Below are 17,265 nucleotides of genomic sequence, written 5' to 3' on the forward strand. Positions count from 1 at the left end.
GGCAAGATCAAGAGTGGTGAAATTTATTCAGGAAAAATATTGACAGGTTAAGGTCTCTTGTGGAAATTTTTCCACACGCATCTTAATTGGAATCGCAAGGCGGTATTTTGGACTTCGGAACAGTCGTTCTCACGGACACAGTGGATGGTCCCCTTTCGGTAATGCTGGTCTGCGAACACGCGTCCAGTCGCATTCCCGCGTTTTTGGGGGATATGGGATTGCCCGTGGGCGCGCTTCAAAGCCACATCGCGTGGGATCCGGGGGCATTGGCTGTGGCCAAGCTGATGGCAGCACGCCTGTCGGCAACGCTGGTGTATGGCGGGGTGTCCCGGCTGGTCTATGACTGCAATCGCCCGCCCGAAGCTGCCGGGGCCATGCCGGCGCGCAGCGAGGACTATCAAATCCCAGCGAATGTCGATCTGTCCGAGGAAGAGCGCGAAAGCAGGATTGAGAGCATCTACCGGCCCTTCAGCAGGGCGCTGTCTGAACTGATCTCTCAAAACGGTGATACGCTTGAACTTATGGTGACGGTCCACAGCTTTACACCAGTCTACCATGGTCAGACGCGTGAGGTGGAACTGGGTATATTACACGGGGTGGATGACCGGTTCGCCCAGGCAATGATGACGACAGTACCCGCCGACCAAACCTATGAGACTCGCTTGAATGAGCCGTATTCGGCGGCGGACGGGGTCGCCCATACCCTTGACGCGCAAGCCCTGCCGAAAGGGCTGTTGAACGTCATGATCGAGATCCGCAATGACCTGATACAAACGTCCGAGCAGCAAGAGGCGATGGCCGATTGCCTGGCGTCATGGACCGCGCGGACCCTTGCAGAGTTTCAAAAAGGGGGCGCGGCGTGATCAAGGCGATGGCGTCATATGTCCGGATCGTCGATGCGGTCAACTACCGGATCGGACGGGTCATGATGTGGGGCCTGTTCGTGATGATGGGCATCCTGCTGTGGTCCTCGATCTCGAAGACGTTTTTCGTGCCATCGCATTGGACGCTGGAAATGGCGCAGTTCGCGATGGTGACCTATTACATTATGGGCGGACCGTATTCGATCCAGTTGGGATCGAACGTCCGCATGGACCTGTTTTATCACAACTGGAGCCCGCACCGGAAAGCCTGGTTCGATGCCTTCACCGTTCTGCTGCTGATCTTCTACCTAGGGGTATTGTTTTATGGCGGGCTTGGGTCGACGGCCTACAGCCTTGGCTATTGGGGCGATGAACCGGTCTTCTACTTTTTCGGACTGTTGACAGGCAGTGAGGAAATTGGCCGGCTTGAACGCTCATCAACAGCGTGGCGGCCGTATATTTGGCCGGTAAAAACCATCATGGTGTTCGGCTTCTTCCTGATGCTGCTGCAGGCGATATCGGAATTCTTCAAAGACATAGCCCGGATCAACGGGCAGGAAATCGGGGTCGTGCGGGCATGAGCCAGGAATATATCGCCATCTTCATGTTCGCATTGATGATGCTGATGCTGTTCACAGGTCAGCGGGTCTTTGGCGCGATTGGCGCGGTGGCTACCATTGCAGCGCTGGCGCTTTGGGGCACAGGCGGGCAGGACATCACGTTCTCGGCCGCGATGAAGCTGATGAAATGGTATCCGCTGCTGACGCTGCCGATGTTTATCTTCATGGGCTATGTGCTCAGCGAAAGCCGGCTGGCGGATGACCTGTACAAGATGTTCCACGTCTGGATGGGCCCCATCAATGGCGGTCTGGCTATCGGCACCATCGGGTTGATGGTGCTTGTCTCGGCCATGAACGGCCTCAGCGTTGCGGGTATGGCCATTGGTGCGACCATTGCGCTGCCGGAGCTGCTTCGGCGCGGTTACGACAAGACGATGGTGACCGGGGTCATTCAGGCGGGTTCTAGTCTTGGCATTTTGGTGCCACCTTCGGTGGTTCTGGTCCTCTATGCGATGATCGCGCGCCAGCCTGTTGGGCAATTGTGGCTGGCCGGTATCATCCCAGGCCTGCTGATGGCCGCGATGTTTATCCTGTATATTTGGATCCGCTGCCGCATTCAGCCCGAGCTGGGACCCGCAATGGAAGACGCGCATGAGGTGCCGTGGGCCGAGAAAATCCGGCTGCTGGGGGCAGGGGCGCTGCCGCTGATCATCTTCGCGGCGATGATGGTACCGTTTGTGAATGGTTGGACCTCGCTGGTCGAAAGCTCGGCCATCGGAGCGCTGACCGCTCTGGCTGTGTCCGTCATCAAGCGCCGCATGACCTGGAAGATTTTCGAAGACTGCACCAAGCAGACGTTGGCCATTTCCTGCATGTTCATGTGGATCATTCTGGCCGCGCTGGGCTTTGGGGCCGTATTTGACGGTCTCGGCGCGGTGAAAGCCATCGACAATCTGTTCACTGATCAACTGGGCTTGTCGCCCTGGATGATCCTGATTTTGATGCAGCTAAGCTTTATCGTCATGGGCACGTTCCTCGATGACACGGCAATGCTGGTCATCGTCGCACCACTTTATGTCCCGCTGGTCGGCGAGTTGGGCTTTGATCTGATCTGGTACGGGGTGCTTTATACGATCACGACGCAGATCGCCTATATGACGCCGCCCTTCGGCTATAACCTGTTCCTGATGCGCGCGATGGCCCCGCCCGAGATCACCCTACGGGACATCTATGGTTCGATCTTTCCTTTTGTCGCGGTGATGGTGATGGCGCTGACAATCATCATGATTTTCCCGGAAATCGCTCTGTGGTTGCCCGGGTATGTCTATGGAAATTAACAAGAATGCTCGGTGAACGGGCACAGAAACTTTAACGGAGAGGAATTGACATGACGACAAGACGTAAGTTTCTGAAAACCGCTGGGGTTGGCGTTGCTGCCGCACCACTGGCGACGCCTGCCTTGGCGCAGAACACGATCACATGGCGGATGCAGACTTATGCAGGTCCTGCGCTGGCTGAGCATGTGATTGATCCCGCGATCAAGATGTTTAACCAGATCGCCGGTGACCGGATGCAGATCGAGCTGTTCTATGCTGATCAGTTGGTTCCCACGGGAGAGCTGTTCCGGGCGATGCAGAAAGGCACCATCGACGCGGTTCAGTCGGACGACGACTCGATGGCATCGCCTACCGAAGTAACTGTTTTCGGTGGCTATTTCCCGTTCGCCTCGCGGTATTCACTGGACGTGCCCGTGTTGTTCAACCAGTGGGGTCTGAACGAGATCTGGGATGAGGAGTACTCAAAAGTCGGGGTCAAACACATCAGCGCTGGCGCATGGGACCCGTGCCACTTTGCGACCAAGGACCCGATCAACTCGCTGGCGGATATGAAGGGCAAACGCATCTTCACATTCCCAACGGCGGGTCGCTTCCTGTCGCAGTTTGGCGTCGTGCCGGTTACCCTGCCATGGGAAGACATCGAGGTCGCGGTTCAGACCGGTGAACTGGATGGCATCGCTTGGTCGGGCATCACCGAAGACTACACCGTCGGCTGGGCCGATGTGACCAACTATTTCCTGACCAACAACGTGTCGGGCGCCTGGGCGGGTCACTTCTTTGCCAACATGGATCGCTGGAATGAGCTGCCCGAAGACCTGCAGACCCTGTTCAAGGTCTGCTGTGATCAGTCACATTACTACCGTCAGTGGTGGTATTGGGGGGGTGAGGCCAACCTGCGCGTCAACGGCACGAAGATGCAATTGACCTCTATCCCGGACGAAGAATGGGTAACCGTTGAGGAAGCCGCCGTGAAGTTCTGGGACGAAGTTGCAGCCGAGTCCGAGACCAAAGCGAAAGTTGTCGACATCTTCAAGCGTTACAACGCCGAGATGCTAAAGGCTGGTCGGCCCTATCGTTACACCTAAGAAACCCTTCTTCCCGACGCGTGGGGCACCCCGTGCGTCGGGATTGGACATCAATAAGCGACACCATTTATGCTCTCGTCTGTTCCAAGAATAGAAAAACAAAACCGGAAGCACATTTGTGCGCACCGGTCAGACGAGGTGTGAACATATGGCTATCGCGAGCTTTTTGATTGAGATTTTTGCCGCAACCATGTTGCTGCTATTTGCCGTGCGTTTGGTTCGTACCGGTATCGAACGGCGTTTTGGTGCGCTGTTCCAGTCGATCCTGACGCGCCACTCCAACAGCTTTGTTGCAGGTGGGGCAGGCATGGTTCTGGCCACCATCCTGCAAAGCTCGGCCGCGGTAACGGTCTTGCTGACAGGTTTCGCTGCGGCGGGAATGGTGACGTTTGGGATGGCGCTGGCAGGTGTGCTGGGTGCCGATCTGGGCGCCGCGCTGGTCATTCAGGTTCTGTCCTATGACCTGGGCTGGCTTCAACCCGCATTGCTGGCCTTGGGCGGCTGGCTGTATCTGAAATCCGAACGGTCGAATGTTCGGCTAATGGGGCGGATCGTTCTGGGCGTCGCCTTCATCCTGATTTCGCTTCAGTTCCTGCGCGAAGCAGTTGAGCCGATCCGCGAAAGCGCGTTTTTGCCCGCAATCGCAGGGTATCTTGAGACCGACTATTTCAGCGCCTTTATCGTTGGTGCGGTGCTGGCCTTTGTCATGCACAGCTCGGTCGCGACGATCCTGATGTGCGTGGCCTTGGTTCAGATCGGTGCAATTCCCTTTGCCGCCGGGTTGTCGCTGGTGCTGGGAGCAAATCTGGGTTCGGCCTTTATTCCAATGTGGCTGACGCGCGATATGACCGTCTCGGCCCGGCGTATCCCGCTGGCCAACCTCTTATTGCGGGGAAGCGCGGCGCTGGTAATGCTGATCGTCGTGAACGTTGGCGGGTTGCACGAGGCGCTATTGGTGACGAGCCCGGCGCAGTCTCTGATTTTTGCACATATCGGATTCAATTTGGCGGTGTTCTTGCTAGCCACAGGCTTCGTGAACAGGATGGAACAGCCGATGGCCGTTCTGATGGCGGAGCCAAAAGCCGAAGCCAATGCGCTGGATCAGTTCTCGGATGCGCTGACACCGCTGGGGGACCCCAGCGGCGAAAGGGCGAGCGTTGCGATGTCCTCGGTGCGTCACGAGCTGTTGCAGATGATCACGCAGGTTGAGCGTATGTTCCGCCCCGTTTTGGATATCTACGAACAGGATGACAGCGACGCGATTTCCGCGCTTTGGCAGCAGGATGAGCGGGTGAATACGCAACTGACCGAGATCCGCCGTTTCGTCGCGCGCATGCCGCGGCAGAATATGAGCAAAGGGCAGATCAAAGCCGCACGAGGGTTGGTCGAATATGCCATCCGTCTTGAAGCTGCGGGCGATGTCGTCTCGAACCGGATGACCCGGACAGCGCAAATCAAGCATACCGAACGTTCTGAATTCTCGGCGCAGGGCTGGAAAGAGCTGAAGGATTTGCACGCGGCGATTCTGGAAAGTTTCTCGCTGGCGCGTCACGTGCTGTTGGTGGACGACATGGATTGTGCCCGCCGGCTGGTGTTGGACAAGGCCGAGGTCAAGCGGATGTCCCGCAATAGCCGCAAGGCGCACCTCAAACGATTGGAACGCGGTCAGACTGAGAGCTTCCAGTCCTCCGATCTGCATCTGGAAACGCTACGTTCAATGCGTGATCTGCATGGGCATATCGCCGCCATCGCCTATCCGATCCTCTACAAAAGTGGTCAGGTTCTGGAAACGCGCCTGGTGATGGAAATGGAAAAAGAAGCCAACGATGAGTGATGGCGGGTAAGCGAAACCGGGGTCTCTGTAAGTGACAAAGGATACCAATGATGGGCAATGAAGCGATTTTGGCTGATCTGAAAGCCAAATTCGAGGCGGGCGAGGTCGACACGGTGCTGGTCTGCATGGTGGACATGCAGGGCCGCCTGATGGGTAAGCGGTTTCACGCAGGCCATTTCGTGGCGGGCGCATGGGAAGAGACACATTGCTGCAACTACCTGCTGGCCACAGATCTGGAGATGGCGACACCCGACGGCTATGCCTCGACCAGTTGGGAGCGGGGTTATGGCGATTATGTCATGAAGCCGGATCTCAGCACTTTGCGCCCGGTGCCGTGGCTGGAAGGCACCGCAATGGTGATGTGCGATGTGCTGGATCACCACACCCATGATGAGGTTCCACACGCGCCTCGGTCTATTTTGAAGAAGCAGGTCAACCGGCTGAAGGCCATGGGCTATGACGCGATGTGCGCCACCGAGCTGGAGTTTTTCCTCTTTGAGAAGAGCTTCGATGCGATCCGCAAGGAAGGCTTCCGCGATCTGCAGCCGATCTCGGGCTATAACGAAGATTATCACATCCTTCAGACCACCAAGGAAGAACATGTGATGCGCCCAATCCGCAACCATCTGTGGAACGCGGGGATTCCGGTTGAGAACTCAAAGGGCGAAGCCGAGACCGGGCAGGAAGAGCTGAACATCAAATATGCACCGGCGATGGACACGGCCGAATACCACTCGATCGCCAAGAACGCGGTGAAAGAGATCGCCTGGCAACACGGTCACGCGGCGACATTCCTGCCGAAGTGGCACCGTGACAAGGTGGGCAGCTCGTCCCACGTGCATCAGTCGCTTTGGGCGGATGGCAAGCCAGCGTTTTATGATGCGGATGACGCGTTGGGTATGTCGGCGCTGATGAAAAGCTATATGGCGGGTCTGCTCAAATATGCCGCTGACTATACCTATTTCATGGCCCCCTACATCAACAGCTACAAGCGGTTCATGAAGGGTACCTTTGCGCCGACACGGATTATCTGGTCGGTGGACAACCGTACGGCTGGCTTCCGTCTTTGCGGCGATGGGACGAAGGCCGTAAGGGTTGAGTGTCGTATTCCGGGATCAGATATGAACCCGTATCTGGCGATGGCTGGCATGTTGGCCGCCGGGATTGCCGGTATTGAAGAAGGCCTGGAACTGCAATCGCCCACCACCGGTGATGTCTATCAGGGTGACACCGGCATGATCCCCGGCAATTTGCGCGCAGCACGGGATGCGTTGCACGGGTCGTCGATGCTGCGGGCTGCCATGGGCGATGAGGTGGTCGAACACTATACCCGCGCGGCGGAAGTCGAGATCGAGGAATTCGAGCGGGTTGTGACGGATTGGGAAATTGCCCGGGGGTTTGAGCGGGCTTGAGATTGGGTCCGGCTGGGGGCTTTGCCCGCCGCCATTGGCGCTCGAACCAATGGCGCACCAATGGCAGCCCCCAAAGGATATTTGTGGCCAGATGAAGCAGGGATCCTGTTTCTTTCGGAATTGGAGTGGATATGGGGCAGATGTTGAAATGTGTCTCGCCGATTGATGGATCGGTTTTTGCTGAACGTGAAGTGCTATCACGGGATGCAGCGTTTGAAGCGGCAGCGCGATCGCGGGCGGCACAGGCAGAATGGGCGGCGCGACCGTTGCAGGAACGTATTGATCTTGTCATGGCAGGCGTGGCTGCGGTTGGGGCGATGAATGACGAGATTGTGCCCGAGTTGGCGCATATGATGGGGCGTCCGGTACGTTATGGCGGTGAGTTTGGCGGCTTTGACGAGCGTGCGAGCCATATGGCTCAGATTGCCGAGGCGTCTCTGGCTGATATCGCAGTGGGCGAAGATGAAACCTTCAAACGCTATATCAAGCGCACTCCGCATGGCGTGGTCTTTGTGGTGGCGCCCTGGAACTATCCCTACATGACCGCAATCAACACAGTGGCCCCGGCGCTAATCGCGGGGAACACAGTGATCCTGAAACATGCCACGCAGACGCTGCTGGTGGGCGAGCGCATGGCGCAAGCGTTTCATTCCGTGGGTATACCCGAAGATGTGTTTCAGAATGTCTTCCTGAGCCATAACACGACCAATGACCTGATCGCAGGCAATGCGTTCGACTTTGTGAACTTCACCGGGTCAGTAGGTGGTGGCCAAGCGATGGAGCGCGCGGCTGCTGGGACATTCACCGGTGTTGGTACCGAGCTGGGTGGCAAGGATCCGGGCTATGTCATGGATGACGCTGATCTGGATGCAGCGGTCGAAACGCTGATCGATGGTGCCATGTTCAACTCGGGCCAGTGCTGTTGTGGGATTGAACGGATTTATGTTCACGAAAGCCTTTATGACGACTTCGTCGCCAAGGCAGTCGATGTAGTGAAAGGCTATAAGCTGGGCAATCCTCTGGACAGCGATACAACGATTGGCCCGATGGCCAATGTGCGCTTTGCCAAAGAAGTGCGCGCGCAGATTGCTGAGGCCGTTGGGGTCGGGGCGGTGGCTCATATCGGCACGTTCCCCGAAGACGATGGCGGGGCCTATCTGACACCGCAGATCCTGACCAACGTCACCCATGACATGCGGGTGATGCAGGACGAGAGTTTCGGCCCCGTGGTCGGCATTATGAAAGTGTCCTCGGACGACGAAGCCATCGCCTTGATGAATGACAGTGAATTTGGTCTGACCGCCAGCCTATGGACCCGCGATGTAGACCGGGCCGCACGCGTGGGCGATGCGATCGAAACCGGAACCGTGTTCATGAACCGCGCCGATTATCTGGATCCGGGTCTTTGTTGGACTGGCTGCAAGAATACCGGCCGCGGCGGCGGTTTGTCCGTCATTGGCTATCACAACCTGACACGTCCTAAATCCTACCACCTGAAAAAGGTCACGGGCTAAGGGCAACGGCCTGCCCGGTTCAGACCCCCTCGGCCGGGCAGGTCGCAAATCACAAAGGAAACCTGACATGTCACTTGTTGGAAACTGGTCCTATCCGACCGCTATCAAATTCGGCGCAGGCCGCATCAAGGAACTGCCCGAGGCATGTGCTGCCGCTGGTATGAAAATGCCGTTGTTGGTCACCGACAAAGGGTTGGCCGATCTACCGATCACCGCGGCGACGCTGGATATCATGGAGGCCGCAGGGCTGGGGCGCGGGCTGTTCAGCGATGTGGATCCGAACCCGAACGAAAAAAATCTTGAGGCAGGGGTCGCGGCCTACAATGCGGGCGGCCATGATGGCGTGATCGCTTTTGGCGGCGGTTCCGGGTTGGATCTGGGCAAGATGGTTGCCTTTATGGCAGGGCAGACGCGCCCGGTTTGGGATTTCGAGGATATCGGCGATTGGTGGACTCGCGCCGATGCCGATGTCATCGCGCCGATTATCGCTGTGCCGACCACAGCCGGGACCGGGTCCGAGGTCGGGCGCGCCAGTGTCATCACGAATTCCGAAACCCACGCAAAAAAGATTATTTTCCATCCCAAGGTTCTGCCGACCGTGGTGATCTGCGACCCCGAGCTGACAGTTGGCATGCCCAAGTTCATCACGGCGGGCACAGGTCTGGATGCATTTGCGCATTGTGTCGAGGCGTATTCCAGCCCGCATTATCATCCGATGAGCCACGGCATTGCGTTGGAAGGTATGCGGCTGGTCAAGGAGTACCTGCCACGCGCTTATGCAGATGGCACGGATATCGAGGCCCGCGCGCAGATGATGAGCGCGGCAGCCATGGGGGCTACCGCCTTTCAGAAAGGCCTAGGCGCGATCCACGCCATGAGCCATCCGATTGGCGCGGTTTTCAACACTCACCACGGCACCACCAACGCGGTTTGCATGCCGACAGTGCTGGAGTTCAATGCGCCAGCTATTGCTGATCGGTTTCAGTCGGCGGCAGCCTATCTGGGAATTGATGGCGGCTTTGATGGCGTCCGCGGTTTTGTCCAGTCGTTCAACGACTCGCTGGGTATCCCAACTAGGCTGTCCGAACTGGGTGTGACCGAAGCTGCAATCCCGGAACTGGTGCAAGGCGCGATCATCGATCCGTCTTGTGGTGGTAACCCAATCGAATTGACAGAGGACAATCTGACCGCTCTGTTCAAGGCTGCATTGTGATCGGTCTTGCTCTGTGCAAGTAACGAAACCGGCCCGTATCTTGGGCCGGTTCTCTCTGCGCGAAAGGTTCGGACGTGACTCTGTTTGTCATCGCCATCATTTTGACGGCTGCGTTGCTGCATGCGGTGTGGAACGCCATCGTCAAAACAGCCGCCGACCGAACGACCACTTTGGGTCTTGTCGCATTTGGGCATGTCATCCCTGCGACAGCGATGATCCTGCTGCTGCCTCTGCCCAGTGCTGAAAGCTTTCCCTATATCCTGATCTCGACCGTCGTGCATTTTGGGTACTACTACATGCTAGGAAAAGCCTATCAGCATGGGGATCTGAGCGTCGTCTATCCGATCGCCCGCGGTATCGTGCCTGCGTTGGTCTCGCTCTGGGCGATGATCCTGGTGGGCGAGGTTCTGCCGCTGCAGGCATGGGGCGGGATTGCGTTGATCGCGCTTGGTATTCAGCTCAGCAGTTGGAGTGCCTTGCGGTCCGGCGTCGGGCGCTGGGCGCTGTGGTTTGCACTGGGTACGGGGTTTTGCATCTCGATCTATTCAGTTGTGGACGGCATCGGCGTGCGGTTGTCGGGCAATACGCTTAGCTACTGGGCCTGGGGCGCGTTTCTGCACCTGTTCATCGCCGGGTTCGTTGGCATCAAAAAGCGGGACACACTGGCCAGCCTTCCTGCAAAGGTCTGGATGATCGGCATCCTGGGCGGGCTGGTGTCGATGACGGCCTATGGTCTGGTGCTTTACGCCAAGAATTTCGCACCACTGGGTGCGGTTTCAGCACTGCGCGAGACTTCGGTGATCTTCGCTGCGTTGATAGGGTTTATCTTCCTGCATGAAGGCAACTGGATGCGTCGCCTTGGTGCGGCCCTACTGATGGCCGTTGGCGTTGCCCTGATCGGTTTGTCGGTCTGATCCCGGCGGCCTTGCCGCGCGCGCCTGTCGTCTCGCATAGTGGGGGCAAGTGACGAGAGGGCGTATTGATGACCAAAGAGATTGTTCTGATCCATGGGGCCTTTGCCGGACCTTGGTGTATGGCGGACTACGCGGGTTTCTTCCGCGCGCGCGGCTGGACGGTGCACACCCCTGCGCTGCGCTTTCATGGTGGGGACCCCACGGCCGAACCTGAACCCGGACTTACGGATACCAGTGTCGCGGATTATGCCAATGATATTGCCGAGCTCGTGCAGGGCTTGGACAGCAAGCCGGTCATCCTCGGCCATGCCATCGCGGGCGTTGTGGCGCAGCAAGTGGCCGCGCGCGAGTTGGCCAGTGCTATTGTCCTGATCAACCCGAACGCGCCGTGGGGCACCTTGCCCGAAACCGACGATGAGCGCGCCATCCCGCGCGCGCTGATGGAGGGCGGGGCGTTCTGGAAACAACCCATGCATGTCGAGTTCGACCTGATGGCCCCTTTTGCGCTGAACAAGATGCCCGAGGCGCAGCAGCATGAGGTGTTCGACCAGCTGGGTGCAGAGAGCGGGCGGGTGATGTTCGAGATGTTCTTTTGGATGTTCGACGATCACCACGCGATGAAGGTTGATATCGACAAGGTCGATTGCCCGGTGCTGATCGTCTCGGGCACCGAGGATCGCGCCGTCAACCCCGACACCTGCCGTGCTCTGGCCAATCTGTACGGGGATCGCGCGACGTTTATGCCCGTGAAAAACCACGCGCATTTCCTGTTCATGGAGCCCGGCTGGGAGCATCCCGCCGGCCAGATCGCGGACTGGCTAAAGGGTAAGGTGGGTTAGGCGGCCCGACCTTTCAATTCAACGATTGACCTGAATACCGCTCTCCGGTTTCCACTTCATGACACCGTCGCCGCTTTTGATACAACGCAGAAGGTGTTCTTCGCGCGTACTGGACGTTTCGGTCACGGTGTTGTTGCCAGAGATCACAACAAAGGCGTCCACCGAATAAGCGAGGCCGTTGTAATAGCAGAACCGTAACTCTGCCCCGACCGGAACCGGTGACGCGCCGATCAGCGACTGCTGCGCGCTTACCTGACTGGCCAACAAGGCAAAGGCCAGCCCGAGGGTTAGTGATTTCATGTCGTCCTCCCGTTCGAAAAATTTGTTCGTTCAAATTGGGTCTTGGACGCTCGGATCCTCAGAATTTGTTCTTGGATGACAATTGCGCGCAAGTGTGAACGGGATCAACGGGTTAGGCAAGGGGGGTGTTTGGGGAGTCGTTGTGGAAGCGTATCGCTTAAGTTACTTAACCCATGAGATTTAGCACCATAAACGCGCTCCAAGTCCGGTATTGGGAAGGAATAACTCTCAATTGGCTGTTAACTTATAGACCTCCTAGTCTTTCAGTGTGCATCTTCAACCAGAAAATGAGCTGCTCACGACTGGCACAGCTATAGACTATGGGCGCTAATTTATCATTGACTAGTGCTAACCAATTTCCAGCTCGCTTTTGAAGTGAGACATGTTCTCCATGAATATCTATGGCTTCGACACCCATCTGCCCGTGGATTAAGTTTCCTGACTCCGAAACCGCAAATCGAAACCCGCCAGTTTTGTAGAGCCAAGGTCCATCGATTCGTTTATAGCTGTCCGCTTCGGCTTGTAGCCTCGGTGCGACCCTTCCTTGTGAAGGGTCATTAAAAGAGACAACGTTAACAATGCACCCCGCATCGCTTAGTGCTTCCACCAGAGGAATAAAATCGCCATCTGCACCATAGAGTGTGCAGGTTTTCATTGTTGATGTAAAAGCCAGCTTAGTGGCATCAATTGCAAGTTTGACATCCACGCCTTCTTGTTTTTTTGACCTACCTTTTTGAGTAAGGACACCGAGTTTTAGAACAAACCCTTCTTGGGCCCGAATCTCTTTCAACCACTCAGGGAGCTCTTCGGGATTTTTTGCGGCAGAGTAAAAGTAGATTCTATCGTGCAATAGTTGTTTGAAAAGACTTACGAAACTAAACTGTGAAAGATGTTCTTCGTCTACGCCGAAATCCTTCAGCTTTCTTTCAAAACTCTTTTGCATATTGTCGGCATCGACAAACGCAAAATGAGGGGTCCTGTGGGGGGTATCAACTGGGATATGATTCAAAGCCCCCTTTTTTTCTAGAATCAAACATCCAACTCCTCCACAAACCGCGCGTTCTCCTGAATGTACTGGAACCGCAGTTCGGGTTTTTTACCCATCAGGCGCTCGACCAGATCGCCGGTCTCGCCGGGTTCGTCCTCGTCGATGGTGACGCGGATCAGTTTGCGGGATGCCGGGTCCATCGTGGTTTCTTTCAGGTCCTTGGCGTCCATCTCACCCAGACCCTTGAAGCGTGAGACGTCGATCTTGCCTTTGCCGCCCAGACCTTTTTCAAGCCACTCATCCCGCTCAGCCTCGTCCAGGCAATAGACGCGTTTGGCGCCTTGGGTCAGGCGATACAGGGGCGGGCAGGCCAGGTACAGGTGGCCCGTGTCGATCATCGGGCGCATCTGAGTGAAGAAGAACGTCATCAACAGCGCCGCGATATGCGCCCCGTCCACATCCGCGTCGGTCATGATGATGATCTTGTCATAGCGCAGGTCGTCGACATTGAACTTGGTGCCAAGACCGACACCCAGCGCTTGCGTCAGATCGTTGATCTCGGCATTGGTGCCCAGCTTGGAACTGGCCGCGCCCAGCACGTTCAGGATCTTGCCGCGCAGGGGCAAAAGGGCTTGCGTTTTGCGGTTGCGACCCATCTTGGCCGAGCCGCCCGCAGAATCCCCTTCGACGATGAATAATTCTGTGCCATCGCGTGTTGAACTAGAACAGTCCACCAACTTGCCGGGAAGACGCAGTTTTTTAGTGGCGGACTTACGTTGTGTTTCTTTCTCGGCGCGTCGGCGCAGACGTTCTTCGGACCTCAGAATGAGGAAATCAAGAATTGCACCGGCGGATTTCGTGTCCGCGGCCAGCCAGTTATCGAAATGGTCGCGGACCGAATTCTCTACCAACCGCTGTGCTTCGACCGTGGCGAGGCGGTCTTTGGTCTGGCCGACGAATTCCGGTTCACTGATAAAGCAAGACACCAGTGCGCAGCCGCCGGTGATCAGGTCGTCGCGGGTGATCTGCGCGGCCTTCTTGTTGTTGATCAGTTCGCCGTACGCCTTGATACCCTTGAGGACCGCTGCCCAGAACCCGGCGACATGAGTGCCACCTTCGGGGGTGGGGACGGTGTTACAGTAGGACTGAATGAACCCGTCGCGCGAGGGTGTCCAGTTGATCGCCCACTCGACCTTGCCGGCGGCGCCGAACTTTTCACGAAAGTCCACGGTGCCTGCGAAAGGTTGTTCGGCATAGGTGGACGAGCCGTTCATCGTTTCCTTCAGGTAGTCCGACAGCCCGCCGGGAAAGTGGAAGCTGGCCTCGGTTGGCGTTTCGCCGTCGTCGATATGGGACTTCCAGCGAATTTCGACGCCCGAGAACAGATAGGCCTTGGAGCGGATGGATTTAAACAGCCGCGCCGGTTTGAACTTGTGGTGGCCGAAGATCTCTTCGTCCGCGTGGAATGTCACGGTGGTGCCGCGCCGGTTTGGGGCTGCGCCAACCTTTTCGACCGGACCCAGTGGTACACCACGCGAAAAGCGTTGTTCATAAAGTTGCTTATCCCGCGCCACCTGTACAACCATGGAATCTGACAACGCATTAACAACCGATGCACCCACACCGTGCAGACCGCCCGAGGTCTGATAGGCCTTGCCCGAGAACTTACCGCCTGCGTGCAGAGTGCAGAGGATCACCTCAAGCGCGGATTTGTCCGGAAACTTGGGGTGCGGATCGATCGGAATACCGCGCCCGTTATCGCGCACAGTCAGGGCGTAATCTGCGTGCAGCTCAACCTCAATCCGGTTGGCGTGACCTGCGACCGCTTCGTCCATCGAGTTGTCGAGGATTTCGGCGACCATATGGTGCAGCGCGCGTTCGTCCGTGCCGCCGATATACATGCCGGGGCGTTTGCGGACCGGTTCCAGACCTTCAAGCACCTCGATCGAGGAGGCGTCATAGGTATTGGTCGCTTCTGGCGTCAACAGATCGTCGGGCATGGGTGCTGCTCTTGTTTTTGGGTTTGGTCCCATTATGGCAGGGGATGTGGTCCGGGGGAAGGGGCGCGCGAAGTGTTGTGTGCGGTTTGTCGGCTTTGATGCGCCCCGATGGGGAACTGAAGTTGACACGCTACATGTTTGACTTGGCGGGACCCACGGTCACAACGCCAGCCAGAGAGCCCCATTCCGATAGCCACCCTGCACAAGCTCTTTGGCCTGTAGCACATCCGGATAATCGTCAACCCAGTCGCGAAAACGGTCGTTTGTGACAATGGTAGCCCCTAGGTCACGAGCGACCTGTAGAACAAGCGGGTCGGCTGGCGTTCCTTTGGGTGCGACCATAACGTGGTCAACGGGCAACCCAAGCAGTGAGGCAAGAGTTTTGTCCTTCATGTAGCGATCTGAGATTTTGTAGCCGACATTTGCATCGAACACGACGCCAGGGGTTAGGCCGGAGGCGGTCAAAGCGTCGACAACTTCGCGCACGGTGGCAATGTCCGGAACGCCCTCTCGCCAGTGTAAAACATTTGATCCATCAACCACGGCCCAGTTCTTCGGGGCTTTCGATCTGCGCAACCATTTTCCAAGCAGCAATATCGCGCTTGCGACGGTGCAAAGCCCTGCGACCATTACCCAATCAGAAAGAGCAGGTTGGAACAGTGCCGCGAACAGGCCGCAGATTGACAGGACAAACAAGAGCAGAGGAAGGCGCATCGCTGGAAAATATATATAGTGAAACGGGGTGTCGGTAGTTCTTTATCAGGTGGCGGTGGAGGATGCCCAGAGCGTTCTCATTGCAGTCACGTGAAATGTTCCAGGTAAACGTGCCCGTCAAGGTCTCGCATTGTTTCTGCATTCTGTTTAGGTTTGGCTGCAAAAGCAAATGGATACGGGAGGCAAAGAGATGAGCTGGATCAGAACTATCCCTTTTGATGAAGCAACAGGAAAACTCAGGAAACTGTACGACCGTGTTACTGGCCCCGGCAACAATGTCGACAACATCATGATGGTGCATTCCTTGCGGCCACATTCGATGGAAGGCCACATGGCCATGTACAAGAACGTGCTGCACCATTCGTCCAACACGATCCCGAAATGGTTTCTTGAGGTGCTGGGCGTGTGGGTCAGCGCGCTGAACAAATGCAGTTATTGTGTCGAGCACCATTACAGTGGCCTGCAGCGCTTGTTGGGCGATCCGGAGCGTAGTCAGGCAATTCGTGCGGCGATTGAGGCTGACACGCCAGAGGAGGCCCCGTTGGATGCGGCTCAGATTGAGGCCATGCGTTACGCGCGCAAACTGACCGAGACCCCGGCGGACTTGAAACTGCAAGACGTGGAAGCCCTGCGCACTGCCGGATGGGACGATGGTGAGACCCTCGAAATCAATCAGGTCTGCGCGTATTTCTCTTATGCGAACCGGACCGTTTTGGGGCTGGGGTGTTCCACAGATGGTGACATATTGGGCCTGTCGCCCAACAACTCGGATGACCCGGCGGATTGGGGGCACCGGTAACCGGATTTAGCGCGCAATCCAGCCCATGATTGCCTGCGCCACCGCTTCGGGCTGTTGATGGTGCAGCCAGTGATCAGCGTTCGGAATGTCGATGCGCGCCAGATCGGGTGCGTAGTCTTCCAACCCCTCAGTCGATTCTGGTAGCAACGCCTTGTCTTCACGCCCCCACAGCAACAGGTGGGGGCAGCCAACCATCAACCGGTCCTTTGGCAACTTTGGCAGATCCGTGCGCGGTGCGCCGGGTTTCGCAACCACCAGCGGTGACGCGCGGTACCAGTTCAGCATAGTCTCCAGCCGCCCGGGCCGGGCCCATTCTGTACGATAGACATGCATTTTCTGGTCCGTCAGCCAGTCTGTACCCATCCCAAAACGAAAAAACTGTTCGAGCTTGGCAAAATTGTCCGCCGACAAACGCTCTGCCGCGTCAGGTGCGCGCAGGGCATTGATGTATTGCGAAGCCTCGGATTGCGCCCCTCCTGCGGCCATGGCCCGTTGGAAGGGCGCCGGATGCACGCCGTTGGCGATGATCAACCGGTCCACCAGATCCGGGCGGAACATGGCCAAACCATAGGCCACGGACGCTCCCCAATCGTGGCCAAGAACACAAACCGGACGGGCGAGCCCCTCGATCAGCGTCACCATGTCCGAGACCAGTCGCGACAGGGCATAATGGCCGACGCCCTCTGGCGCCCAGCTTTGCCCGTAACCGCGTTGATCGGGGGCGATGCAATAGAAGTGGGAAGACAGATGCGGGGCCAGGTCCTGCCACGCGCCGCCATATTCGGGAAACCCGTGAAGCATCAACAAGGGCGGAAGGTCGGGGGCGCCCCAGCTGCGCAGTAGGAACCTCTGGCCGTTAAGATCAATGAACTTGTTTTCCATAGCCGAAGCCC

General features: G+C 57.1%; 16 protein-coding genes. 11 read left to right on the forward strand and 5 right to left on the reverse strand.

The window, feature by feature from the left end; all coding sequences use genetic code 11:
- The first annotated feature begins 140 nt into the window (after window positions 1-140).
- The 10 genes from DHN12_RS11040 to DHN12_RS11085 all read left to right on the forward strand — a co-directional run bounded on the left by DHN12_RS11040 (window position 141) and on the right by DHN12_RS11085 (window position 11,571).
- Window positions 141-863, forward strand: a complete 723-nt coding sequence (locus tag DHN12_RS11040; protein WP_234416625.1) for an N-formylglutamate amidohydrolase — start codon at window positions 141-143, stop codon at window positions 861-863.
- Window positions 860-1,444, forward strand: coding sequence for a TRAP transporter small permease subunit (locus DHN12_RS11045; RefSeq protein WP_108860252.1), 585 nt, complete (start codon window positions 860-862; stop codon window positions 1,442-1,444). The genes DHN12_RS11040 and DHN12_RS11045 overlap by 4 nt, the downstream gene beginning before the upstream one ends.
- On the forward strand, window positions 1,441-2,760 hold the full coding sequence (locus tag DHN12_RS11050) for a TRAP transporter large permease subunit (protein ID WP_108860253.1): 1,320 nt from the start codon (window positions 1,441-1,443) through the stop codon (window positions 2,758-2,760). Before DHN12_RS11045 ends, DHN12_RS11050 begins: the two co-directional genes overlap by 4 nt.
- 50 nt (window positions 2,761-2,810) lie before the next feature.
- On the forward strand, window positions 2,811-3,845 hold the full coding sequence (locus DHN12_RS11055) for a TRAP transporter substrate-binding protein (RefSeq protein ID WP_058274157.1): 1,035 nt from the start codon (window positions 2,811-2,813) through the stop codon (window positions 3,843-3,845).
- A gap of 148 nt (window positions 3,846-3,993) precedes the next feature.
- Complete coding sequence (locus DHN12_RS11060; RefSeq protein WP_108860254.1) at window positions 3,994-5,679, forward strand: Na/Pi cotransporter family protein; 1,686 nt, start codon at window positions 3,994-3,996, stop codon at window positions 5,677-5,679.
- Window positions 5,680-5,729: 50 nt separating this feature from the next.
- Window positions 5,730-7,091: a glutamine synthetase family protein gene (locus DHN12_RS11065; protein WP_199913497.1), complete on the forward strand. Its 1,362-nt coding sequence runs from the start codon at window positions 5,730-5,732 to the stop codon at window positions 7,089-7,091.
- A 131-nt stretch (window positions 7,092-7,222) separates the two neighbouring features.
- Entirely contained in the window at window positions 7,223-8,605 is a 1,383-nt protein-coding gene (locus tag DHN12_RS11070; RefSeq protein WP_108860255.1) for an aldehyde dehydrogenase family protein, read from the forward strand.
- 67 nt (window positions 8,606-8,672) lie between these two features.
- The gene (locus DHN12_RS11075) at window positions 8,673-9,818 is read left to right on the forward strand and encodes an iron-containing alcohol dehydrogenase (protein ID WP_108860256.1); all 1,146 of its coding nucleotides are present in this window, start codon (window positions 8,673-8,675) and stop codon (window positions 9,816-9,818) included.
- A 74-nt stretch (window positions 9,819-9,892) separates the two neighbouring features.
- On the forward strand, window positions 9,893-10,732 hold the full coding sequence (locus DHN12_RS11080; protein ID WP_108860257.1) for a DMT family transporter: 840 nt from the start codon (window positions 9,893-9,895) through the stop codon (window positions 10,730-10,732).
- 68 nt (window positions 10,733-10,800) lie between these two features.
- The gene (locus DHN12_RS11085) at window positions 10,801-11,571 is read left to right on the forward strand and encodes an alpha/beta hydrolase (protein WP_108860258.1); all 771 of its coding nucleotides are present in this window, start codon (window positions 10,801-10,803) and stop codon (window positions 11,569-11,571) included.
- A gap of 18 nt (window positions 11,572-11,589) precedes the next feature.
- On the opposite strand, the gene DHN12_RS11090 is transcribed toward DHN12_RS11085, so the two are convergent.
- The 4 genes from DHN12_RS11090 to DHN12_RS11105 form a co-directional block, all read right to left on the reverse strand.
- The gene (locus tag DHN12_RS11090) at window positions 11,590-11,871 is read right to left on the reverse strand and encodes a hypothetical protein (RefSeq protein WP_108860259.1); all 282 of its coding nucleotides are present in this window, start codon (window positions 11,869-11,871) and stop codon (window positions 11,590-11,592) included.
- Between the two features lie 244 nt (window positions 11,872-12,115).
- On the reverse strand, window positions 12,116-12,904 hold the full coding sequence (locus tag DHN12_RS11095) for an NYN domain-containing protein (protein ID WP_108860260.1): 789 nt from the start codon (window positions 12,902-12,904) through the stop codon (window positions 12,116-12,118).
- Window positions 12,901-14,859 (reverse strand): DNA topoisomerase IV subunit B, encoded by a 1,959-nt coding sequence (gene parE, locus DHN12_RS11100; protein ID WP_108860261.1) that lies wholly within the window; start codon window positions 14,857-14,859, stop codon window positions 12,901-12,903. Before parE ends, DHN12_RS11095 begins: the two co-directional genes overlap by 4 nt.
- 159 nt (window positions 14,860-15,018) lie before the next feature.
- The gene (locus DHN12_RS11105; RefSeq protein ID WP_108860262.1) at window positions 15,019-15,573 is read right to left on the reverse strand and encodes a hypothetical protein; all 555 of its coding nucleotides are present in this window, start codon (window positions 15,571-15,573) and stop codon (window positions 15,019-15,021) included.
- A gap of 190 nt (window positions 15,574-15,763) precedes the next feature.
- Here DHN12_RS11105 and DHN12_RS11110 point away from each other — a divergent pair, with 190 nt between their 5' ends.
- A complete protein-coding gene (locus DHN12_RS11110) occupies window positions 15,764-16,372 on the forward strand; it encodes a carboxymuconolactone decarboxylase family protein (protein WP_108860429.1) in 609 nt (202 codons plus the stop codon).
- 6 nt (window positions 16,373-16,378) lie between these two features.
- On the opposite strand, the gene DHN12_RS11115 is transcribed toward DHN12_RS11110, so the two are convergent.
- Window positions 16,379-17,254 carry an alpha/beta fold hydrolase gene (locus tag DHN12_RS11115; protein ID WP_108860263.1) on the reverse strand — a complete coding sequence of 292 codons (876 nt, stop codon included), beginning with the start codon at window positions 17,252-17,254 and terminating at the stop codon, window positions 16,379-16,381.
- Window positions 17,255-17,265: the final 11 nt, after the last annotated feature.

Source organism: Ruegeria sp. Alg231-54 (genome assembly GCF_900143525.1).
In the GTDB taxonomy this organism is placed as follows: Bacteria; Pseudomonadota; Alphaproteobacteria; order Rhodobacterales; family Rhodobacteraceae; genus Ruegeria.

What these genes read in the sequence shown, in the direction of transcription:
- DHN12_RS11050 (WP_108860253.1), top strand. Translation starts at nt 1,441, where the DNA reads ATGAGCCAGGAATATATCGCCATCTTCATGTTCGCATTGATGATGCTG.
- DHN12_RS11055 (WP_058274157.1), top strand. Translation starts at nt 2,811, where the DNA reads ATGACGACAAGACGTAAGTTTCTGAAAACCGCTGGGGTTGGCGTTGCT.
- DHN12_RS11060 (WP_108860254.1), top strand. Translation starts at nt 3,994, where the DNA reads ATGGCTATCGCGAGCTTTTTGATTGAGATTTTTGCCGCAACCATGTTG.
- DHN12_RS11065 (WP_199913497.1), top strand. Translation starts at nt 5,730, where the DNA reads ATGGGCAATGAAGCGATTTTGGCTGATCTGAAAGCCAAATTCGAGGCG.
- DHN12_RS11070 (WP_108860255.1), top strand. Translation starts at nt 7,223, where the DNA reads ATGGGGCAGATGTTGAAATGTGTCTCGCCGATTGATGGATCGGTTTTT.
- DHN12_RS11075 (WP_108860256.1), top strand. Translation starts at nt 8,673, where the DNA reads ATGTCACTTGTTGGAAACTGGTCCTATCCGACCGCTATCAAATTCGGC.
- DHN12_RS11085 (WP_108860258.1), top strand. Translation starts at nt 10,801, where the DNA reads ATGACCAAAGAGATTGTTCTGATCCATGGGGCCTTTGCCGGACCTTGG.
- DHN12_RS11090 (WP_108860259.1), bottom strand. Translation starts at nt 11,871, where the DNA reads ATGAAATCACTAACCCTCGGGCTGGCCTTTGCCTTGTTGGCCAGTCAG.
- parE (WP_108860261.1), bottom strand. Translation starts at nt 14,859, where the DNA reads ATGCCCGACGATCTGTTGACGCCAGAAGCGACCAATACCTATGACGCC.
- DHN12_RS11105 (WP_108860262.1), bottom strand. Translation starts at nt 15,573, where the DNA reads ATGCGCCTTCCTCTGCTCTTGTTTGTCCTGTCAATCTGCGGCCTGTTC.
- DHN12_RS11110 (WP_108860429.1), top strand. Translation starts at nt 15,764, where the DNA reads ATGAGCTGGATCAGAACTATCCCTTTTGATGAAGCAACAGGAAAACTC.
- DHN12_RS11115 (WP_108860263.1), bottom strand. Translation starts at nt 17,254, where the DNA reads ATGGAAAACAAGTTCATTGATCTTAACGGCCAGAGGTTCCTACTGCGC.